This window comes from Limosilactobacillus agrestis, from assembly GCF_014145585.1.
GTDB lineage: Bacteria > Bacillota > Bacilli > Lactobacillales > Lactobacillaceae > Limosilactobacillus > Limosilactobacillus agrestis.
Window position 1 is genome coordinate 1 of the sequence record NZ_JACIVF010000060.1, and the last position, 20,148, is coordinate 20,148.

General features: G+C 40.9%; 20 protein-coding genes. All 20 read right to left on the reverse strand.

Annotated elements, in window-relative coordinates; translation table 11 throughout:
- Positions 1-42 precede the first annotated feature (42 nt).
- The 20 genes from rplS to rsgA all read right to left on the reverse strand — a co-directional run bounded on the left by rplS (position 43) and on the right by rsgA (position 20,143).
- On the reverse strand, positions 43-402 hold the full coding sequence (gene rplS, locus H5R88_RS06265) for a 50S ribosomal protein L19 (RefSeq protein ID WP_182577879.1): 360 nt from the start codon (positions 400-402) through the stop codon (positions 43-45).
- A gap of 122 nt (positions 403-524) precedes the next feature.
- Positions 525-1,955 carry an APC family permease gene (locus tag H5R88_RS06270; protein ID WP_182600547.1) on the reverse strand — a complete coding sequence of 477 codons (1,431 nt, stop codon included), beginning with the start codon at positions 1,953-1,955 and terminating at the stop codon, positions 525-527.
- Positions 1,956-1,965: 10 nt separating this feature from the next.
- Complete coding sequence (gene trmD / locus H5R88_RS06275) at positions 1,966-2,724, reverse strand: tRNA (guanosine(37)-N1)-methyltransferase TrmD (RefSeq protein ID WP_003663813.1); 759 nt, start codon at positions 2,722-2,724, stop codon at positions 1,966-1,968.
- Entirely contained in the window at positions 2,724-3,230 is a 507-nt protein-coding gene (rimM, locus tag H5R88_RS06280) for a ribosome maturation factor RimM (protein ID WP_182600548.1), read from the reverse strand. Before rimM ends, trmD begins: the two co-directional genes overlap by 1 nt.
- A gap of 54 nt (positions 3,231-3,284) precedes the next feature.
- Complete coding sequence (locus H5R88_RS06285; RefSeq protein ID WP_182600549.1) at positions 3,285-3,545, reverse strand: KH domain-containing protein; 261 nt, start codon at positions 3,543-3,545, stop codon at positions 3,285-3,287.
- 12 nt (positions 3,546-3,557) lie between these two features.
- A complete protein-coding gene (gene rpsP, locus H5R88_RS06290) occupies positions 3,558-3,833 on the reverse strand; it encodes a 30S ribosomal protein S16 (protein ID WP_003663816.1) in 276 nt (91 codons plus the stop codon).
- A gap of 98 nt (positions 3,834-3,931) precedes the next feature.
- Entirely contained in the window at positions 3,932-5,377 is a 1,446-nt protein-coding gene (ffh, locus tag H5R88_RS06295) for a signal recognition particle protein (RefSeq protein WP_182600550.1), read from the reverse strand.
- A 1-nt stretch (position 5,378) separates the two neighbouring features.
- Positions 5,379-5,720 (reverse strand): putative DNA-binding protein, encoded by a 342-nt coding sequence (locus tag H5R88_RS06300; RefSeq protein ID WP_003663818.1) that lies wholly within the window; start codon positions 5,718-5,720, stop codon positions 5,379-5,381.
- Between the two features lie 14 nt (positions 5,721-5,734).
- Positions 5,735-7,258 (reverse strand): signal recognition particle-docking protein FtsY, encoded by a 1,524-nt coding sequence (ftsY, locus tag H5R88_RS06305; RefSeq protein WP_182600551.1) that lies wholly within the window; start codon positions 7,256-7,258, stop codon positions 5,735-5,737.
- A gap of 21 nt (positions 7,259-7,279) precedes the next feature.
- A complete protein-coding gene (gene smc, locus H5R88_RS06310) occupies positions 7,280-10,843 on the reverse strand; it encodes a chromosome segregation protein SMC (RefSeq protein ID WP_182600552.1) in 3,564 nt (1,187 codons plus the stop codon).
- Between the two features lie 16 nt (positions 10,844-10,859).
- Entirely contained in the window at positions 10,860-11,561 is a 702-nt protein-coding gene (rnc, locus tag H5R88_RS06315) for a ribonuclease III (protein WP_182577885.1), read from the reverse strand.
- Between the two features lie 177 nt (positions 11,562-11,738).
- Positions 11,739-11,993, reverse strand: a complete 255-nt coding sequence (gene acpP, locus H5R88_RS06320) for an acyl carrier protein (protein ID WP_003663823.1) — start codon at positions 11,991-11,993, stop codon at positions 11,739-11,741.
- Between the two features lie 36 nt (positions 11,994-12,029).
- Complete coding sequence (plsX, locus tag H5R88_RS06325; protein WP_182577886.1) at positions 12,030-13,061, reverse strand: phosphate acyltransferase PlsX; 1,032 nt, start codon at positions 13,059-13,061, stop codon at positions 12,030-12,032.
- Positions 13,062-13,087: 26 nt separating this feature from the next.
- Positions 13,088-15,124, reverse strand: coding sequence for an ATP-dependent DNA helicase RecG (recG, locus tag H5R88_RS06330; RefSeq protein ID WP_182577887.1), 2,037 nt, complete (start codon positions 15,122-15,124; stop codon positions 13,088-13,090).
- A 100-nt stretch (positions 15,125-15,224) separates the two neighbouring features.
- Positions 15,225-16,934, reverse strand: a complete 1,710-nt coding sequence (fakA, locus tag H5R88_RS06335) for a fatty acid kinase ATP-binding subunit FakA (protein WP_182600553.1) — start codon at positions 16,932-16,934, stop codon at positions 15,225-15,227.
- Positions 16,935-16,959: 25 nt separating this feature from the next.
- Positions 16,960-17,322 (reverse strand): Asp23/Gls24 family envelope stress response protein, encoded by a 363-nt coding sequence (locus H5R88_RS06340; protein WP_003663831.1) that lies wholly within the window; start codon positions 17,320-17,322, stop codon positions 16,960-16,962.
- Positions 17,323-17,516: 194 nt separating this feature from the next.
- Positions 17,517-17,702, reverse strand: coding sequence for a 50S ribosomal protein L28 (rpmB, locus tag H5R88_RS06345; protein ID WP_003663833.1), 186 nt, complete (start codon positions 17,700-17,702; stop codon positions 17,517-17,519).
- A gap of 149 nt (positions 17,703-17,851) precedes the next feature.
- Complete coding sequence (locus tag H5R88_RS06350; RefSeq protein WP_182577889.1) at positions 17,852-18,502, reverse strand: thiamine diphosphokinase; 651 nt, start codon at positions 18,500-18,502, stop codon at positions 17,852-17,854.
- 86 nt (positions 18,503-18,588) lie between these two features.
- On the reverse strand, positions 18,589-19,242 hold the full coding sequence (gene rpe / locus H5R88_RS06355) for a ribulose-phosphate 3-epimerase (protein ID WP_182577890.1): 654 nt from the start codon (positions 19,240-19,242) through the stop codon (positions 18,589-18,591).
- A 10-nt stretch (positions 19,243-19,252) separates the two neighbouring features.
- A complete protein-coding gene (gene rsgA, locus H5R88_RS06360; protein WP_182577891.1) occupies positions 19,253-20,143 on the reverse strand; it encodes a ribosome small subunit-dependent GTPase A in 891 nt (296 codons plus the stop codon).
- Positions 20,144-20,148: the final 5 nt, after the last annotated feature.

Sequence of the window (20,148 nt, forward strand, 5' to 3'; positions counted from 1 at the left end):
AAAACAAAAAAAGAACCCTTGATACACAAGGGTTCTGCACTACTAGTTGTCGCGACGACGTTCAGCGATACGAGTAGCCTTACCAGTACGTTCACGTAAGTAGTAAAGCTTAGCACGGCGTACACGACCGTAACGAAGAACATCAATCTTGTCAACACGTGGTGAGTGAACTGGGAAAGTACGTTCAACACCTACACCGTTACTAATCTTACGTACAGTGTAAGTAGCACTGATACCAGAACCATGACGCTTGATAACAACACCTTCGAACATTTGAATACGTTCACGTGAACCTTCAACGATCCGAGCGTGAACACGAACAGTATCACCGGCACGGAATTCTGGAATATCATCCCGTAATTGACTAGCAGTAATCTTTTCGATTAACTTGTTTTGACGCATAATATATTTCTTTCCTTTCGCCGACATTCATGTCCTTTATGACGGGCAGCGGAATACCGTTATTCACAGCTAAACAGCCAATAACTACTATACATTGTTTTCGGCCGTCTTTCAAGGATAAATTAGTGAGTTTCTTTATTAATGATCGAGTGACGAATCCCATAGATAAAGTAAATTAACAAGCCGAACACAAACCAACCAACCATTAAAATTTTCGCATCAGTATTTAGCCCCCAGAAGATTACGGCCGAAAAGATTGCCGAAATTGCTGGAAGTACGGGGTATAATGGCATCTTAAACTGGGCTTCGGGTAAGTCTACCCCTTCTCGCGGACGCAAGGCATAAATTCCCAGGGAAACAAAGATAAATGCGACCAAGGTTCCCGCAGAAACAAGGGTTGCTAAGAACGTAAATGGGAAGACAGAACCCAAAATCATGGCCAAGAAAGTAATCATCCATAATGCATGATTAGGAACATGTTTATCATCGATTTGTCCCAGCAACTCTGGTAATAATCCATCTCGTCCAAAGGCATAGATCAATCGAGAGGAAGCTAAGAGGATGGCAATTAATGCGGAGAAAATACCAACAATCGCAACCACGGAAAGCAAGTTAGCCGTAATATAGTGTCCAGACTGTCTTAACGCCCAAGCTGCCGGTTCCGCATTATTTGCATAACGGCTATATTTAAACATCCCCACTAATACGAGCGAAACTGCGATAAAGAAGCCCGTTCCCAGGAGTAACGTCCCGACTAGTCCTCGCGGCATTGTTTTTTGCGGGTTAATTGTTTCGGCTGTATTAGCCGCAATCGCATCAAAGCCGACATAAGCAATAAAGATTTGTGCAGTCCCGGCCAAGATTCCCTGCCAGCCCCCAAAAGTGGTACCTGGTTGATGGGCCGGAAGAAATGGAACATAGTTTTGGGGATGAATTGCCGTTGCGCCTACAACAATAAACATTAAAATGACCAATAGCTTTACACTAACAATAGTATTTTCAATTCGACTAACCTGATGGACTCCTCGAGATATTAAAATCCCAACAATTAAAATTGCAAAGGCTGCCAGAATATCAATATAAGACCCTGTATGTGGATCAAAGCCACCAGTTAAAGCATGTGGCAAATTAATCCCAAAGCTGCCGAGAAAGCCTTGCATATAGGCTGACCACCCGGACGCAACAAAGGCGACTGAAATAAAATACTCAGCTAAAAGGGCCCAGCCAGCAATCCAGCCAAAGAATTCACCAAATAAAACATTAATCCAAGAAAAAGCGGAACCAGCAAAAGGCAATACTGAAGACGTTTCTGCATAGGCCAATGCCGACAGTCCCGCACCAATTGCCGCTACAATGAAGGCTAATGGAACTGCGGGACCGGTATGTTCAGCTGCAACAATTCCCGGTAAGGTAAAGATAGCTGTTCCGACTACCATCCCTGTCCCTAAGCCAATTAAATCCTTGGTTCGTAAACTAGGAGTTAATTGCGCATCCTTTTCTTCATAAACACGTGGATTTTGCTTAAGAAATAATCGTTTAATTAATTTTTTCATTCACGTCACCTTAGTCTGGAACTGTTGGATCTTCATCCAGTTTAATATCTTCTAACATTAATTGTTGTTCCCGACTGAGTTTAGCGGTTTTTAAAAGATCTGGTCGGCGGTGAAGAGTCCGTCGTAGCGATTCACGCATCCGCCATTCCTTAATTTTTTGATGATTTCCACTTGTAAGAACTTCTGGTACCTTCATCCCCCGAAAATCTGCTGGACGTGTATATTGCGGATATTCTAATAAACCGTTACTAAATGAATCTCCCATTGGTGAAGACATATTTCCTAGGACACCCGGAACAAAGCGGACAGTAGCATCAATCATAACCATCGCTGCTAATTCCCCACCTGTTAATACATAATCACCAAGGGATGCTTCATCAGTGACTAAATTACGAATTCGCTCATCGTATCCTTCATAATGACCGCAGATAAATGTTAAGTGATCTTCTTGGGCTAACTCTTTGGCGTAGGCTTGATCAAATTTTCGACCTGCGGGATCCATTAAGATAACTCGCCCCTTTGAATATTGATCCTTTGTTTGTTCATGAATTGCATCCATTGCATCAAAGATTGGTTGCGCTTGAAGAAGCATCCCCGCTCCCCCACCAAATGGGGCATCGTCAACATGATTATGCTTATCGGTAGTGTATTGACGAAAATCGGTCACATTAATATCGATAAAGCCATTATCTTGTGCCTTACCGATAATGGATTCCCCCATTGTTGCTTGAAACATGTTGGGAAATAAACTTAAAATATCAATCCTCATTATTCAAGTCCTTCCATTAATTCGACTGTTACAAGATTCTTATCAAGATCAACGTTTTTGACGACATCATCAATCACCGGTAATAACAAATCTCGTTTTTCTGGACGTTCAACTACCCAAACATCATTCGCACCAGGGGATAAAATTTCCTTAATTTTACCTAGATAATGACCATCTGTTGTTTCAACGTCTAATCCAATAATCTGGTGGTAGTAATATTGACCATCGTCTAAGGGCTGTTGATCATCAGCACTGACCATTAATTCGTGGTCACGGAATTGTTCAACATCATTGATATTATCGTAGCCAACAAACTTAACAAGAACAAAGCCCTTATGTTGCCGAGTACTTTCGATTGTCAAGGGTAAAGGTTCTCCTGATTGTTGTAGGTATAAGGTATTTCCCTTGGCAAATCGTTCATCAATAAAATCAGTAGTTGCTAATACGCGCACTTCTCCGCGAACACCATGAGTATTTACAATTTTACCAACATTATAATATTCCATAAATTCCTCCTGAAAAGACAAAAACTCCCACAGATTAGTGTGGGAGTTTTAAATTTAGTGACGATGGTCATTAATCAATAACCGGACTCGCTTAGAGTTAGCCCGTCGAGATTGAGTACCCTCGACTATTGTTCGCAATGCTGCGGCAACGTGTCCCTGTCGACCAATTAGACGGCCAACATCCTTGGGAGCAACGTCAATTATATAACGATGATAACGTCCATCGTCCTTTTGGGTAATTGACAATGCCTGTGGCTGCTTCAATAGCGGAATAACTAAACTACGAATTAACGACTCAATATCTGTCTCAGCCATGACTGATTATCACTACTTCTTAGCGTACTTTGCTTCGTGGTACTTCTTCATAACGCCAGCTGCTTGAAGCATGTTACGAACAGTATCTGAAGGTTGAGCACCCTTTTGTAACCATTCCATAACAGCGTCTTCATCAAACTTGACTTCCTTAGGAGTAGTCAATGGGTTGTAAGTACCTACTGAAGTAATAAAACGACCATCACGTGGGGCACGTGAGTCAGCTACAACGATCCGGTAAAATGGACGCTTCTTTGAACCCATGCGCTTTAAACGAATTTTAACAGACATTCTTTGCACCTCCCTGATTTCTTTTAACAGGTAATAATATACCAGTGTTCAAATAGAATGTAAAGTATTTTTTCTTGACAGGCTTAAATTTTTTGAAATTATTTTTTCTTTCGTAATTTACGAAGCTTCTTAATTCGCTTTTGCTTGTCTTTTTTCATCTTTCGTGCCATGCGGTTCATTGCCATTTGTCCCATCTTCCCACCTGGCATTTGTCCACCAAACATATTTTGCATTCCATTGAAGTTACCATTTGTAACCTGCTTCATCATCTTACGCATTTGATTAAATTGCTTAATCATCCTGTTAACTTCAACAATTGGCCGTCCTGCACCGGCAGCTAAACGACGACGACGACTAGGATTCATTAAATCAGGGTTTTCACGTTCTTCTAGTGTCATTGAAAGAACAATGGCCCGGATATGAGCAAATTGCTTAGGGTCCAGATTAAGATTCTTTAAGGCCGGATTGTTAGCCATTCCCGGCATCATCTTAATAATGTTTTCCAACGGCCCCATCTTGGTAACCTGATCCATTTGGGCCAAGAAATCATTATAGTCAAATGTGTTTTCACGCATTTTATCCATTGTTTCTTGGGCTTGTTCTTCATCAAAATTCTTTTGGGCCTTTTCAATCAGGGTCATCATATCCCCCATACCCAAAATCCGTGAAGCCATTCGGTCAGGGTGGAAGACATCAAGATCCTCCATTTTTTCACCCTCACCAACAAATTTAATCGGCTTACCCGTAACTGCCCGGATTGACATGGCAGCACCACCACGAGTATCACCATCTAACTTAGTTAAGATAACCCCAGTGATATCAAGCTTGTCATCGAACCCTTGAGCCGTATTTACTGCGTTTTGACCAGTCATCGAATCAATAACAAGCAAAATTTCATTCGGATTTACTAGCTCTTTAATGTTTGCAAGCTCATCCATTAATTGTTCATCAATCTGGAGCCGACCAGCAGTATCAATAATGACATAATCATTATGATTTTTCTTAGCTACTTCCATCCCTTCACGAACAATTTCAACTGGATCAACGTCCGTCCCCTTTTCAAAAACGGGAACATCGATCTGATCAGCAACTTGTTGTAATTGAGTAATAGCGGCGGGACGGTAAACGTCGGCAGCAATAAACATTGGCCGTGCGTGATTTTCATTCTTTAACCGTAATGCCAATTTACCGGCAGTCGTCGTTTTACCTGCCCCTTGAAGACCAACCATCATAATAATAGTTGGAATATGCGATGCTTTGTTAAGAGGAACCGCTTCTTCTCCCATTAATTTTGTCAATTCATCATTAACGATTTTAACGATTTGTTGGGCTGGATTTAACCCCTTCAATACTTCCGCCCCGGCCGCTTTTTCCCGCACGGTCTTTACAAAGTCTTTTACAACTTTAAAGTTAACATCGGCTTCTAAAAGGGCGAGCCGAATCTCACGCATCGTTTCGCGAAGATCGGCTTCCGTAACTTTGGGCTTGCGTCGTAATTTTTCCATCGCCTTTTGCAGACGATCTGTTAAACCTTCAAATGCCATTTTATTCTTCCTCCAAGCTTTCCAGATGATTTACTAAGTGATTGAGCGTTGCATCGTCTGGATAGTTTTCTCGGACGTATCGTTGAATTCGATCCGCCTGTTGATTACGAACTTGAAATTCAGCATACAAATGCAATTTGGCCTCGTAATCTTCCAATATACTTTCTGTGCGCTTTATATTATCATATACAGCTTGACGACTAACATGGAAATTCTCGGCAATTTCGCCTAATGAGTAGTCATCCCCGTAATAAAGCTCTAAATAATCGTTTTGTTTTTTGGTTAATAAGGGTTGGTAAAACTCAAATAATGAATTTATCCGATAATTCTTTTCAATTTCCATTTCGTCACACCTGCCTAGTCAACTTCGACTAACCCCTTAAACAGGCCATAAACAAAGTCACCAGCGTCAAATTTCTGGAGGTCGTCTACCTTCTCACCGAGTCCCACATACTTAACAGGTAAGTGGAGTTCATTACGGATGGCAAGGACAATTCCTCCCCGAGCAGTTCCATCTAGTTTTGTTAAGACAATCCCCGTTACATCGGTACTTTCTTTGAATAGTTTAGCCTGGTTAAGAGCATTTTGCCCAGTTGTTGCATCCAAGACCAACAGTACTTCATGAGGCGCATCTGGGATTTCACGAGTAAGGATTCGCTTCATCTTAGCTAATTCATTCATCAAGTTAACCTTGTTTTGGAGACGGCCTGCAGTATCAACGAACAAGACGTCATAATTTTCATCTTTTGCCCGTTTTACTGCATCAAAGACAACGGCAGCCGGATCACCGTTTTCCGGTCCTGTAACGATGTCAACACCGTCACGTTTTGCCCACACATCTAATTGCTCAGTGGCCCCAGCTCGAAATGTATCAGCAGCAGCCAAGAGGACCTTCTTACCCTGCTTTTTAAATAAAGCCGCCATCTTACCAATCGTTGTTGTCTTTCCGGCGCCGTTAACACCGACAAACATAATAACAGTCGGGCCTTCCTTTGCCATTATTAAGTCAGGATTTTCATCTTGACCAGCTTCATCATAAAGTTCGACCATTTTTTCAATGATGACGTTTGAAACATCCTGCTTGCTCTTAGCATTTTGCAGTTTTACTTCTTCCCGTAATTCATCACTAAGTTTCATTGCCATATCATAGCCAACATCAGATTCAATCAGCATATCTTCAAGATCATCAAAGAAATCTTCATCGACATGTCGGAAATTAGCCAAGAACTTATTTAATCGTGCTCCAAAGCCTGTTCGGGACTTCTCAAGCCCCCGATCGTATTTCTTAACCGTTTCAGCTTCTTGATCCGCTTCTGCTTCAGAAGAAGGTTGTTGTTCCTCATCAACATCATTTTTTTCAGAATCGTCAGCCGTATTTGATTCTTCAGCAGCCGAGGAATCTTCTGTTGCTTTCTCCTTAGTTGGTATTACTGATTCTTCAACTGTTTTTTCTTCTGTGACAGGTGCAGTTATTTCTTCAGTCGATTCACTGGCCGTTTCAGTCTCAACCATATTGGAAGAAGATGGTCCTTCTGCGGAAACAGTTTCATCAGGAGTACTAGATGATGGTACTTCAGAAACATTCGAGTCTGCTAATTCTTCTGAGCGACTTTCCTCACTAGTCTCCTCTTCTTTTTCTTCCTCAACCCCGTTCCGGAGTGTTTCGCGGATTTCATTCGGATTAATATTGTCCTCATAACTATCGGCAGGAGGAATATTTACCGGTTCCGAATGAACTGGTGCAGAAGCTGGTGCCGCACTCGCCACATCTGCTGATTCATTTTTATGAGCTGTTTCAGATTGAACAGCCGCACTTGAACTATCAGGCGTTTTTTCCTCTTCTTTTTTCTTATGATGGCGGAAAATGTCAAATAATCCCATACTTGAAGCCTCCTAAATTAGTTAATTATCACTCTCTTGTAAAGTATCAACAACGTCCACCGATACCATCTTTGAAACCCCTGATTCTTGCATTGTTACCCCGTACAACACATCAGCATCCATCATCGTTCCCTTTCGGTGGGTAATAACGATAAATTGTGGACCTTCAGCACCAAATTTGCTGAGGTAGTGCGCAAAACGCTGTACATTGACCTCATCCAAGGCTGCTTCTGGTTCATCAAGAATCGCAAATGGAACTGGGCGGACTTTTAAAATAGCGAATAGTAAGGTGATCGCCGTTAATGCTCGTTCCCCACCTGATAATAATGAAAGACGCTGATTTTTCTTTCCTGGTGGCTGGGCCATAATATCGACCCCAGTTGTTAATAAGTCATGGGGATCAGTTAAGATGAGTTTAGCATGACCACCAGAGAAAATTTGTTGGAACGTCTCATCAAACTTCTGTGAAACCTGATTAAATGTCGTAATAAACCGTTTCTTTACTTGAGTATCCATCTCACCCATCGTTTGATTAAGTTGAGCCCGAGAGGCAAGTAAGTCGTCTTGTTGGCCCTTTAAAAAATCGTATCGTTCACGAACATGCTCATATTCATCAATTGCTCCCACATTAACTTGACCAAGATCATCCAATCCCCGCTTTAATAGCTTTAACCGGGTCGCCAAGGTCTCCTCGTCCAAGTCACTCATCTGTTGGCGGGCCTCATCAATGGTCATGGAATATTGCTCAGATAATCGATTAAGAGCCTGATCAACCATTGATTCATACTTCACGCGCTCTTCATTTAGGTTATTGCGATCATCAAGGGCCGCACGCTGAAGTTCCTGCAGACGGTTATAATGTGCTTCGGCTTGTGATAGCTTTTGCTCAAGTTCTGCAAGAACAGCTGCATTATCTTCCAGTTGCACTTTAGCTTCTGCCTGCTCTTTTTTAGCAACTTTTAGGGCTGTCTCTATCGATTCCTCACTTGTTGATTGACTAGCCGATTGAGTTGTTAACTCAGTAATCGCAATCGTAACCTTCTCTAAACTTTTCTCAACTTCTTGCCGTTGCCGGTTATAATCTTGACTTTGGCGTTGATATTGTTGAAGTCGTTCTTCAGCCACTGCAATTTTCTGTTGCATTTGTGCTAATTGTCTTGCCTGAGTTGACTCATCATTCTGTAATTCATCGATTTGAGTGAGAATTTGCTTAATCTTTGCAACAACCTGCGTCAATTCCTGGTTTACTTTATCAGCTTGTTCATTATTTTGTTGAACTCGTGATTCGTAATCCTGATGTTGAGTATCTTGCTGTTTATTTTGCGTCTCTAAAATCTGTACCTGATTAGTAAGCGTCTCATGCTTACTTGAGATTAACTGACAATTACTTTCTTGCTCATGAAACTTATCTTGTAAAGTCTGAATTTGTTGCTGATAATCAGCTACTACTTGTTCATTAGCCTTTTGCGCTTGTTGTAGTTTAGCAATTTCTTGCTCTAAGTTTGCTGCACGCTGTTCCTGGTTTTTTAGGTCGCCTTCTAGTTGCTTAGCCATTTGCTTTTGACTTAAGAGTCCTGTTCGTTGATTACGGGTAGCTCCACCAGTCATCGCTCCACTAGCATTGATCAACTGACCGTCAAGAGTTACTACCCGTACCATATGACGGCCTGCGCGGGCAATCTCAGTCGCATGATCAAGATTATCAGCAATAACTGTTGTTCCTAGTAAGTGGTCAGCAATGATTTGAAACTTTTGATCAAACCCAATAAGTTCCGTTGCCCGACCTAAAAAACCAGGAAGACCTGTTAGTTGCGGCCAAATACTTAATGGACGCCGGTGACTAAGTGTATCAAGAGGCAAAATAGTTACCCGGCCAGCACGTGTCTTAATCAAGAAGTTAATAATTACCTTGGCAGTAGCCTGCCGATCGACAACCAATTGCTGAAGCTGACTTCCTAAGACTGTTTCAATCGCTTGCGTGTACTTGGCAGGAACATCAAATAATTCGCTAACTGCTCCAGCTAATCCAGGGAATTGCTGTCGTTGACGAAGAACCTCTTGAACGCCCCGGTAATAACCGCTATATTCATCGGCCATTGATTGGTAAGTGTTAATCCGTGACTTAAGTGACCGCACATCTCCTAATGCTTCATACCAATCACGTTGTTTTGTTTGGTATGCGTAATTAAGTTTTTCATGATGATCTTGAGCCGCTTTTAATTTTTTGCTGACATCCTGCAGACTTTCCTTAGTAATGGCAGCTTCTTGTTGATAACGGGCAAATGCTTGATTAATTTCTGCAAGTCGATTCTTAGTGGCATCAAGTTCCTCGACATTTTGTCGTTGAAGACTCATTGCCTGTTCATGATTACGTGACAGGAAAGATTGCTGATTGTGAATTGTCGTTCTTTCTTGCATTAGGCTAACTTGTTTGTTACGCAAATCCTCTACTTGCTGTTTCAGGAGAGCGATTCGCTCAGTACTACTCATTTTTTGGGCTGCTTTGAACTCAGCCTGCTGATCATTAATCAGCGCTTTTTGTTCAGATAATTGCTCGTCATTTGTCCGTTGGTTTTCCTTAACCTCTTTTAAACGTGCATTGAGTTCAGCCTGTTGGGCAGTTAACCGCCGCTGCTCATTTTCACGCTGCTCGCGGCGAACACTAGAAACTGATTGCTGATTCTCATACTTAGCAATTGCCTCCGTTTGTTTTAAAATGCTTGCTTGGAGCCGATCCTTGGTTGCGTTTAGTTGTTGGCGCTTTCGTTTCAAATCATCAAGCTGCTGACGATCATGACCCGCTTGTCCTTGGTAGTCCCTTACCATTGCTTCTGCTTGATCTAGTTTGGCACCTAACTTGGTTAACTTTTCATAGTATTCATCATAACGACGAACTGTTTGTGTCCGATCAAGCACATCAAATTGTTTCTTTTGTTCCAAGTAATCTTGAGCAATCGCACTTTGTTCTTCTAGGGGTTCAATTTGCTTTTCTAACTCACTAATAATGTCATTTACCCGGTTAAGGTTTTCCATTGTCGTAGTAAGTCGCTTTTCAGCCGTTTCTTTATTTTTCTTATACTTCGCAACTCCCGCAACAGTCTCAATAATTCCTCGTCGATCAATCGGTTTACCGTTAAAGATCTCTTCAATTCGTCCCTGGGAAATAATGGAAAAGGATTCCCGACCTAGCCCAGAATCAATAAACAAGTCTGTAATGTCCTTTAAGCGAACGTTTTGGTCATTAATTAAGTACTCACTATCACCGTTGCGGTATATTTTTCGAGTAATGGTAAGTTCAGTAAATTCACTAGCTAAGTAATGATCACTATTATCTAGCGTAATCGATACTAAGGCCCGGTTTAAGGGTTTGCGATCTGACGACCCATTAAAGATAACGTCCGCCATCCGATCACCCCGTAAATGATGAGCCGACTGTTCACCCATTACCCATTGAATAGCCTCAATAATATTACTCTTTCCACTACCATTCGGACCAACAATTCCTGTCATCCCGGGTTCAAATTTAATTGTTGTTTTTTGGGCAAAGGACTTAAAGCCGTCCAAAGTTAAAGACAATAATTGCATCAGTTATTCCTACTTACTATTTATTTTTACTTCTCATATTATCAAGTGCTTGTTGTGCTGCTTGCATTTCAGCATGCTTTTTTGATGAACCCTTTCCTTCACCGATAATATCACCGTTAGCGGTAACGTTCACCTTAAATTCAGGGTCATTTTCTGTTCCACTTTCTTCCACTAAATGATATTCAATGGCAATGTCACCATCACGCTGAAGAAATTCTTGAAGACTAGTCTTGGCATCAACAGCATGATCAAACCAGCCCATATCAAGTTTAGGAAAGATAACTCGTTGTACAAATTTTTCAACTGCTGGCCGACCTTGATCTAAATAGAGAGCCCCAATAAATGACTCAAATATATCACATAGCAGGCCTGGACGTTCTCTTGCGCCAGCCATTTCCTCACCATGCCCCAAGCGAATGTATTGATCAAAGTGACATTCCTTGGCAAATTTAGAAAAACTATCCTCGCATACCATTGCCGCTCTTAAGCGGGTAAGTTTTCCCTGTGGCAATTCAGGGAAACGTTTATAAATATATTCTGAAACGATCAGTTCCAACACAGCATCGCCAAGAAATTCAATCCGTTCGTAATATTTTAATCCTTGGTTAGGATGTTCATTTACATATGAAGCTTGAGTAAAAGCTTCTGCTAATAAAGCAGGATTATCAAAATGAATATTAAATTCCTTGGCCAGGTAGTCTTGTAATTCTTCGATCATAAAAAATTCCTTTCGTTTTTGACTTAAAAATATAAAAAATGTCTAAGGCCTATTATACTAAACAACCCGCTATTCCGCAGGTAAATTTAATAATATTCAAAAAAATTAAAGGCCGTGAAAAAACTTTCGCCTTTTCTCAGCCCCTTACTTTTCTACCTTAATAATTAAACAGTTCGATTAGTTAGCAGTATGTTCTGCAATATAATCAACAACTTCACCGATCGTACTTAACTTTTCAGCATCTTCATCATTAATTTCTTCGCCAAACGTATCCTCTAATTCGAGAACAAATTCAACAAAATCAATTGAATCAGCATCCAAATCTGTCTTTAAGTTCAAATCATCAGTAATCTTAGCCCGATCAACATCAAAATGGTCAGCAACAATTTCTGAAACCTTATTAAAGATTTCTGTTTTCTTATTATCAGCCATTATTATTAACCTCTCTTTACTAGTTCGCTACTTATTCTATTCGTTTTTCTTAGAATTGTCTAGATTTTCGGTGTTATCGAAAAATTCAACTGTTTTTTCAATCACACCCGTTTTGAGCATCGTTCTAATTTGACTAATTGTATTTTTCACTGCTAAAGCATCAGAAGCTCCATGAGTTTTAACAACTGGGGCCTTAAGTCCTAATAAGACTGCACCACCATAAGTTGAAGCATTCATTTTTTGGCCGATTTGATGGAAGACTGGCTTTAGCATGAGGTAGCCTAACTTAGCACGGAGACCACCATGTAAGATTCCATCTTTAATTAACGTCATCATCATCTTGGCGGTTCCTTCAGTAGCCTTCAAGGCTGCATTTGCCGTCCATCCATCACTTACAACAACATCTGCTTTACCAAAAAGAAGGTCACCGGATTCAATGTTACCAACAAAATTCAGATCAGCTTTGCTATTAAGAATTTGCCACACTTCTTTATGCAATTTGTCACCCTTATCTTCTTCCGCACCATTATTTAATAGTGCAATCCGGGGATTAGCAACTCCCAACACATTTTCGGCATAGAATTTACCAAGGTAGGCATATTGTTCCAAATTTTTCTCTTTACTTTCCGCATTTGCACCAGTATCAAGGTAGACAAAATTGTGTCGACTAGCACCCGGTTTGGCAATTGGCAAAATACTAGTGAGGCCAGGACGGTCAATTCCTTTAATACGGCCAACAATGAAGAGTCCTGCCGCCAAAATTGCCCCAGTATTTCCCGCAGAAAAGAAGGCATCAGCTTTGCCTTCTTTAACTGCGGTTGCTGCGCGAACAATTGACGAATCTTTTTTCCGTCGAATCGCCCGGACTGGTTCTTCACCCATTGAAATTTCTTCACTGGTAGCAACAATATTAAGCCGCTCATTATTTTTTATTAAGGGCTTAACCTTATCAGGATTTCCATAAAGGTCAAATTCTAGGTCGGGGTATAGATCTCGTGCCTCTTCTACCCCTTCAATGATTACTTGGGGAGCATTATCTCCACCCATTGCATCAACAGCAATTTTCATAAAATATCCTCCTTATATTAGTCATATTAGTCAAAATGCGTCTCCAGTTCATGACGCTTTAAATATAAAACGAGCGGCTGATTTTCATCGACCTGATCCCAATTGGGCATTCCTAACAGGTTTCCTGCATCTGCACGGGCAATTTGCAGTATCTTTAAATCGGCAACCGGATCCCCCACTTTAAATTCCGGCATCCCCGATTGCTTTTTTCCTAAGACGTCTCCAGATCCCCGTAATTTCAAGTCTTGCTCAGCTATCTTAAATCCATCATCAGTAGCAACCATCGTTTTCATTCGGGCTTTTCCTTCATCAGTTTTCGGATCGGCAATCAACAAACAATAGCTTTGCCGCTCACCTCGACCAACACGACCACGTAATTGGTGAAGCTGTGCAAGGCCAAAACGATCAGCATCATATATAACCATTACCGTTGCATTAGGGTTATCAACTCCAACTTCAATAACTGTAGTAGCAACTAAAACTTGAAGCTCACCAGAGTTAAACTGACGCATCGCCTCATCTTTTTCTTCCGTCCCCATTCTTCCATGAAGTAAGCCTACTTTATAGGCCGGTTCAAGATCAGCTGACAGCTGGTTATAAAGATCAGTCGCGTTTTGTACATCTAAAGCCGCTGATTCCTCAATCAAAGGACTAACAACATACGCCTGTGCCCCCTGCTTTAATTGTTCACGCAAAAAGTGGATTGCCGCGGCATGTTGGTTAGATTGCAACCACTTCGTTTGAATTGGTTTTCGGCCAGCTGGCAGTTGATCAATTATCGAAACGTCCATTTCACCATAATTAGTAATCGCTAGCGTCCGCGGAATAGGGGTCGCCGTCATGGCCAATACGTCAGGATGTTCACCTTTTTCACGAAGCTGCTGACGCTGGTTAACCCCAAAACGGTGCTGTTCATCAGTAATCACCAGGCCAAGATTAGCATATTCAACTTCATCTTGAATTAGCGCGTGAGTTCCAACAATGAGGTTGACATCCCCGCGCTTCATTGCAGCCAGGAGTTCACGGTGTTGTTTAACAGTCAACGAACCAGTCAAAAGAGCAACCCGGACATGTGTTCCTTCAAAAACCTTTGCTAATTTTTCAGCATGTTGACCTGCTAAAATTTCTGTCGGTGCCATTAAAGCTGCTTGGTAACCAGCAGTAATAGCTGCGTAAATGGCAATGGCTGCAACAATTGTTTTTCCTGAACCGACATCTCCCTGCAATAACCGATTCATCTGGTATGGTTGACGCATATCACGGCAAATTTCATTAACAACCCGTTTTTGTGCATCAGTTAATTCAAATGGGAGTCCGCCAATAAATTCTTTTAATTCGTCATTATGGTATAAAATCCGGTTACCATCTTCTTGACGGTGGGCACGGCGAATTGCCTGCAGTCGTAACTGAAACAGAAAAAACTCTTCATAAGCTGCTGTTCGGCGAGCAGCTTTTGCAGTTGCTTGAGTTTGTGGAAAGTGAATTTCCCTAATCATTTGTCGACGATCCATTAACCGGTACCGTTGACGAATCGTTTCTGGTAAATAGGTTGGAATTATATTGGCATATTCTTCGTAAGCTTGACGAATAAAACTTTGAAGAACATTTTGCCGGATATGCTTATTCACTGCATAGACTGCACCAAATTCATTTCGATCATCCGCTTTTTCCTTAAGGAGCTTGTTTCCTGTTACTTGACGGCGGGGTGCATCCCACTTACCCATTACAGTTATTTCCTGATTTAGTTCAATTTGTTTTTTTATATAGGGCTGATTAAAAAAAGTCGCGATTACTACTTCTTTACCAACCTGCATTCGAAAGGTAAGCCGGTTGCGCCGATAACCATAACGAACCAAGAGCGGTTCTGACACCACTACTCCTTGAAGAGTGATTTTCTGTTTATCCTTGGCGCTTTCAATATCTGTAGGCGTGAAATCATTATAACGAGTAGGATAATATGTCAATAAATCTTCAATAGTATCTATTCCAAGCGTGGCTAATTCTGCTACCCGCTTGGGACCAACCCCTTTTAAATTGGCGACTGAATCCGTTAAACTCCGCAAAGCTTTCACCTCTTTTTACACAACCAGTAACCAAAAGAGGAGTGGGAATAAAAGCAGTCCTTTATTAACCCACCCCTATAGAAATTAATTTAATGTAACTCTATTCAACCGAAATCAGGTATGGATAAACTGGCTGACCACCATTGTAAATCTGAATATCTAATTCATCATCTACTTCTTCAACTGCCGCTTTAATCTCTTCAGCAGTTTTTTGATCACCACCAGTTCCAAATAAGATCGTTACAATTTCACTATCTTCATCAAGCATGGCTTTAACCATCTTAATAGCTGCTTCTTTAAGATCTGGATCAGTAGTAACAATTTTACCATCCACAATTCCCATGTAGTCGTCTTTCTTTATTTCACGACCGTCAATTGTTGTATCACGGACAGCATTAGTAACTGCTCCACTGGCAACCGTGTCCGTATTAGCCTCCATATTAGCTAAATTTTCGTCCAGAGACGCCTCTGGATTAAACTCAAGCAAGGCGCTCATCGCTTGGGCAATCGTCTTACTGTGAACAACCTTTGTTGGAATATCAGCGACTTCAGCAGCTTGATCAGCAGTCATAAAGATGTTGCCGTTATTTGGCAGAACAAGAGCTTGCTTGGCACCGCTATTATTAATGGCATCAAGAATATCTTGAGTACTTGGGTTCATTGTTTGACCACCTGTAATGATATGGGTAACACCCAAGCTCTTTAATAATTTTGCAATTCCTTCCCCTGATGCTACGGCAATAACAGCTGTCTGGAGGTCTTTTTTAGCTTCTGCCGCTGCTTTTGCCTTCTCAATTGGCGACTCACTGTCAGCGTCTTCTTCATCCTTTTCCATGATTTCTTCTTGTTGCCAAACCATGTTATGAATTTCAATTGTCTGTAGATCACCGAATTGTTGACCCCAAGATAATACTTTACCAGGGTGTTCCGTGTGAACATGAACCCGCACAACCTGATCATCATTTAGAACAAGTAAACTATCACCTAAGTCTGCTAGATAATTATAAAATGTATCATAGTCAAACTGTTGGGTCACTTGCTTACCTTTACCAAGCCGTACCAACATCTGGGTACAGTAGGTATACTTGATATCTTCAGGATTAAGTTTTCCTTGAACGCTTTGGTGATCCATGGCATGAACCATCTCATCAATTTCAGCATTATCAGGCTTATAGTCATCACTTTTATCTACACGCCCACTCAAGGCTTCGTCAAAAGCTTGAAGTACAAAGACGAGCCCTTGACCACCTGAGTCCACAACACCAACCTCTTTTAGGACGGGTAATAACTCTGGGGTCTTTTTAAGCGCTTCTTCACCTGCTTCATAAATAGCATGCATAATCTCAATAAGATCATCAGTTTCTTTAATCTTATTAAGACCTTCTTGAGCAGATTCACGAACAACCGTTAAAATAGTACCTTCTGTAGGCTTCATTACAGCCTTATAAGCTGTTTTCGCACCATTAGCATAAGCATTAACAAAGTCAGCAGCTGACAAAACATCCATGCCTTCTGTTGCCTTTGCAAAGCCACGGAAGATCTGCGATAAAATAACCCCAGAATTTCCTCGTGCTCCCATCAAAAGGCCCTTTGCCAACGCTGCACTTAAGTCGCCAACCTTCTTACTGGCTTCATTACGTTCGTACTTTGCACCACTCGCCATTGAAGAAGTCATGTTTGTCCCAGTGTCTCCATCTGGAACTGGAAAAACATTTAATGAATTAATAAATTCAGCGTTCTTACCAAGTTTATCGGCGGCCGCCTGGACCATTTTACCGAATTCAAGGTTTGTAATTTTTGTTACAGCCAATTCAAAATTCCTCCCCAATGCTCGTTTAATCTTCAAGTGTCCGTACACCTTGGACACATACATTAACTGAATTTGCCGTAATACCGAGCATTGTTTCAAGATTATACTTTACCTTTGCTTGGACACTCTTCGATACCTCTGAGATCTTTGTGCCATAGCCTACAATAATATTAACGTCAACAGCTACACCATTATCTTGCTGCCGAACAACAACGCCACGCGCAAAATTTTCACGACGAAGAATTTGGTTAACCCCATCACGAAGGGGGTTTCGGCTTGCCATTCCAACAACACCGTAGTTATCAGTAGCAGCCCCACCAACAACTGATGAAATCACATCATTATCAATGTCAATTGTACCTGACTTAGTTTTGATTTTTACTGCCATCGTCATGGCCTCCTTATAAAATTACCAATTGATTTTAGAATCCTATGATACTAAAATTTACAGTTAAATCAATACCATCATACCATAGCATATTTCACTAAAAAAGTAACTGATGGATATTTTTTCAATCGATCAATGGGGTTAATCAATTAATATAAAAAATAAGCCGCCCAAACTGGACGGCATCATTTTAATTAAACCCGAGTCACTTTACCTGACTTCAGTGTACGTGCTGAAACGTATACCTTCTTAGGCTTACCATTAACCAAAATGGTTACCTTTTGCAAGTTAGGCTTCCAGCTACGCCGACTTGAGTTAAGGGCGTGAGAACGCTTGTTACCAAATTGCGTCCGTTTACCGTTGATAAAATCTTTAGCCATTGGTGATACCCTCCTCTTTGCTTCATAATTTTTTCGTTTACGCAAAACTGCGATGTAACTCACCTAATTAATCTACCATAGGCATCACAACAATGCAATAGTTTTCTTTCAAGTAATTTTCCTTGACAGGGTATTTTTCTCTCAAAAGCCTATTTTAATTGGTCATTACACTGAATTACAGAAACAATTCCACTTTCAAATGAAAAATGATTTTCTTCAGCCGTAAATTCATTGCTTGTCCATGAAAATGGTATTTGACTATTCCAGTTTTGTAGTGGATATTTTTCATCTTTCAATGTAAGGCCACGAACAGGAGTAAGGTTGACAAAGGCCAGGTACTTCTTATGCGGCAGGCGAGCAATAGTATGATCTCCTGGCAAATAATATGTGACAACATTTTGACAATCAATAATTTTAATCCGCGTTAAATATGGTTTAAATTCACTCTGCAGTGGAAGAAAAAGGTTAGCTAATAAATGATCTAAACGTCCCCCAGTTGCACCAAAGATTTCAATTTCATCAGCCTGTTCTTGAATTGCAAACTTCACGCCCAATTGCGTATCGGTATAATCTTTTTCAGGAGGATAAGTCTCTATATGAGTAATTTTACCTTCTATACCTTGCAATTCATTCCCGGTAACAGAATCAAAATCCCCAATTGCTAAGACAGGCTTAATTCCCCACCTTAATAATCTTAAAGCACCCCGGTCGACGCCAATCCATTTTTCATTTTTACGTTGCAAAATCAACTCGGTTGGGACCATTTCAAGTGGACCGCCAACTAGTACATTCACTCTCATTTTTAACTCCTAAAAAAATGGACCTTCAATATTCAGACAAATCCGAACTAGAAGATCCATTTTTGTTTTTTACTTAAAGTGACTAATTACTTAGTAGCATTTTCAAGAGCTTTAATTCGTTCAGCAGGATCTTCAGCGTTAAAGACATATGAACCAGCCACTGCTACAGTAGCGCCTGCTTTGTAGCAATCTACAACTGTCTTGTCATTAACTCCGCCGTCCACTTCAATATCAAAATCGTAGCCCTTTTCTTCCTTAATTGCATTTAATTGGGCAATCTTGTCAACAGTTTCTGGTAAGAACTTTTGACCACCAAATCCAGGGTTAACAGTCATTACTAAGACTTGGTCAACCATGTGTAATACTGGTTCGATCATTGCTACTGGTGTACCTGGGTTAATAACAACTTCAGCTTTTACTCCACCGTTTTTAATAATTTGAAGAGCTCGGTGAATGTGTTGCGTAGCTTCCACTTGAACACCAATAATATCAGCGCCAGCATCAATGAACATTGGCAAAATATGTTCGGGTTTTTCAACCATTAAGTGCACATCCAATACCATGTTTGTAATTGGGCGAATAGCCTTAACAAAGCCTGGGCCATAAGAAATACTTGGAACAAACGTACCATCCATAACATCAATGTGTAAGTATGGTGCACCAGCCTTTTCTACCTTTTCAATATCTTTTTGTAAATTCACGTAATCTGCACTTAAAATTGATGGTGCAACTTTAATCATCCTGATTCCCTCATTTCTTATAATTTGGTTTTTGATTAGCAATCAATTCATGGAACTGAAGATAATCATCATACCGACTCTTCATGATTATACCATTGTTTACTGCTTCCTTCACAGCACATTGTGGCTCTTTTATGTGAAGGCACCCGCGAAACTTACAATCAGCCGAAATTTTAGTCATTTCAGGGAATAAATGTGGCAAATCATTCACCGTCATATCAAATGTTTCATACGACGAAAAGCCAGGGGTGTCGGCTATCAGAGCACCGTTAACATCTAATAAACTTACTTTTCGCGTTGTATGCCGTCCCCGTTGAAGCGCTTGAGAAATTTCTCCAGTCGCCAATTTTAATTGCGGAGCCAAATGGTTAAGCAAAGTTGACTTTCCTGCTCCTGTCTGACCCATCATCGTTACAATATTCCCCTTTAATTCCCCCATCAATTTTGCTAATTGGTCGGAGGCAAAAGGTTTTCGAGCTGCATAAACTTGGTAGCCGATTTGTCGATAACCGTTGATCGTTGGTAACAGTTGTTGGTATTCCTCATCTGTCAGTAAGTCAGTCTTTGAAAAATAAATTAAAGGAGTAACATCCTGGGCCTCTAAAGCAATCAACTGACGATCTAAAAGGTTAGCGGAAAATGCTGGTTCTTTAGCCGATGTTACTACAACCGCCATGTCAACATTAGCAACAGGTGGCCGCACCAACTGATTGCGTCGGGGCAAGATCTTTAATAAATATCCTTCCAGTTGATTTTCAGCACTAAATTCAACGTGATCACCAACTACTGGCTTGATCTTTCGTTGACGGAAGTTTCCACGCGCTCTTGTCCGATAAATTTTTTCATCTGCAATCACATCATAAAAGCCACTTAATGATTGTTGGATTATTCCTGTTTTCAAACTGC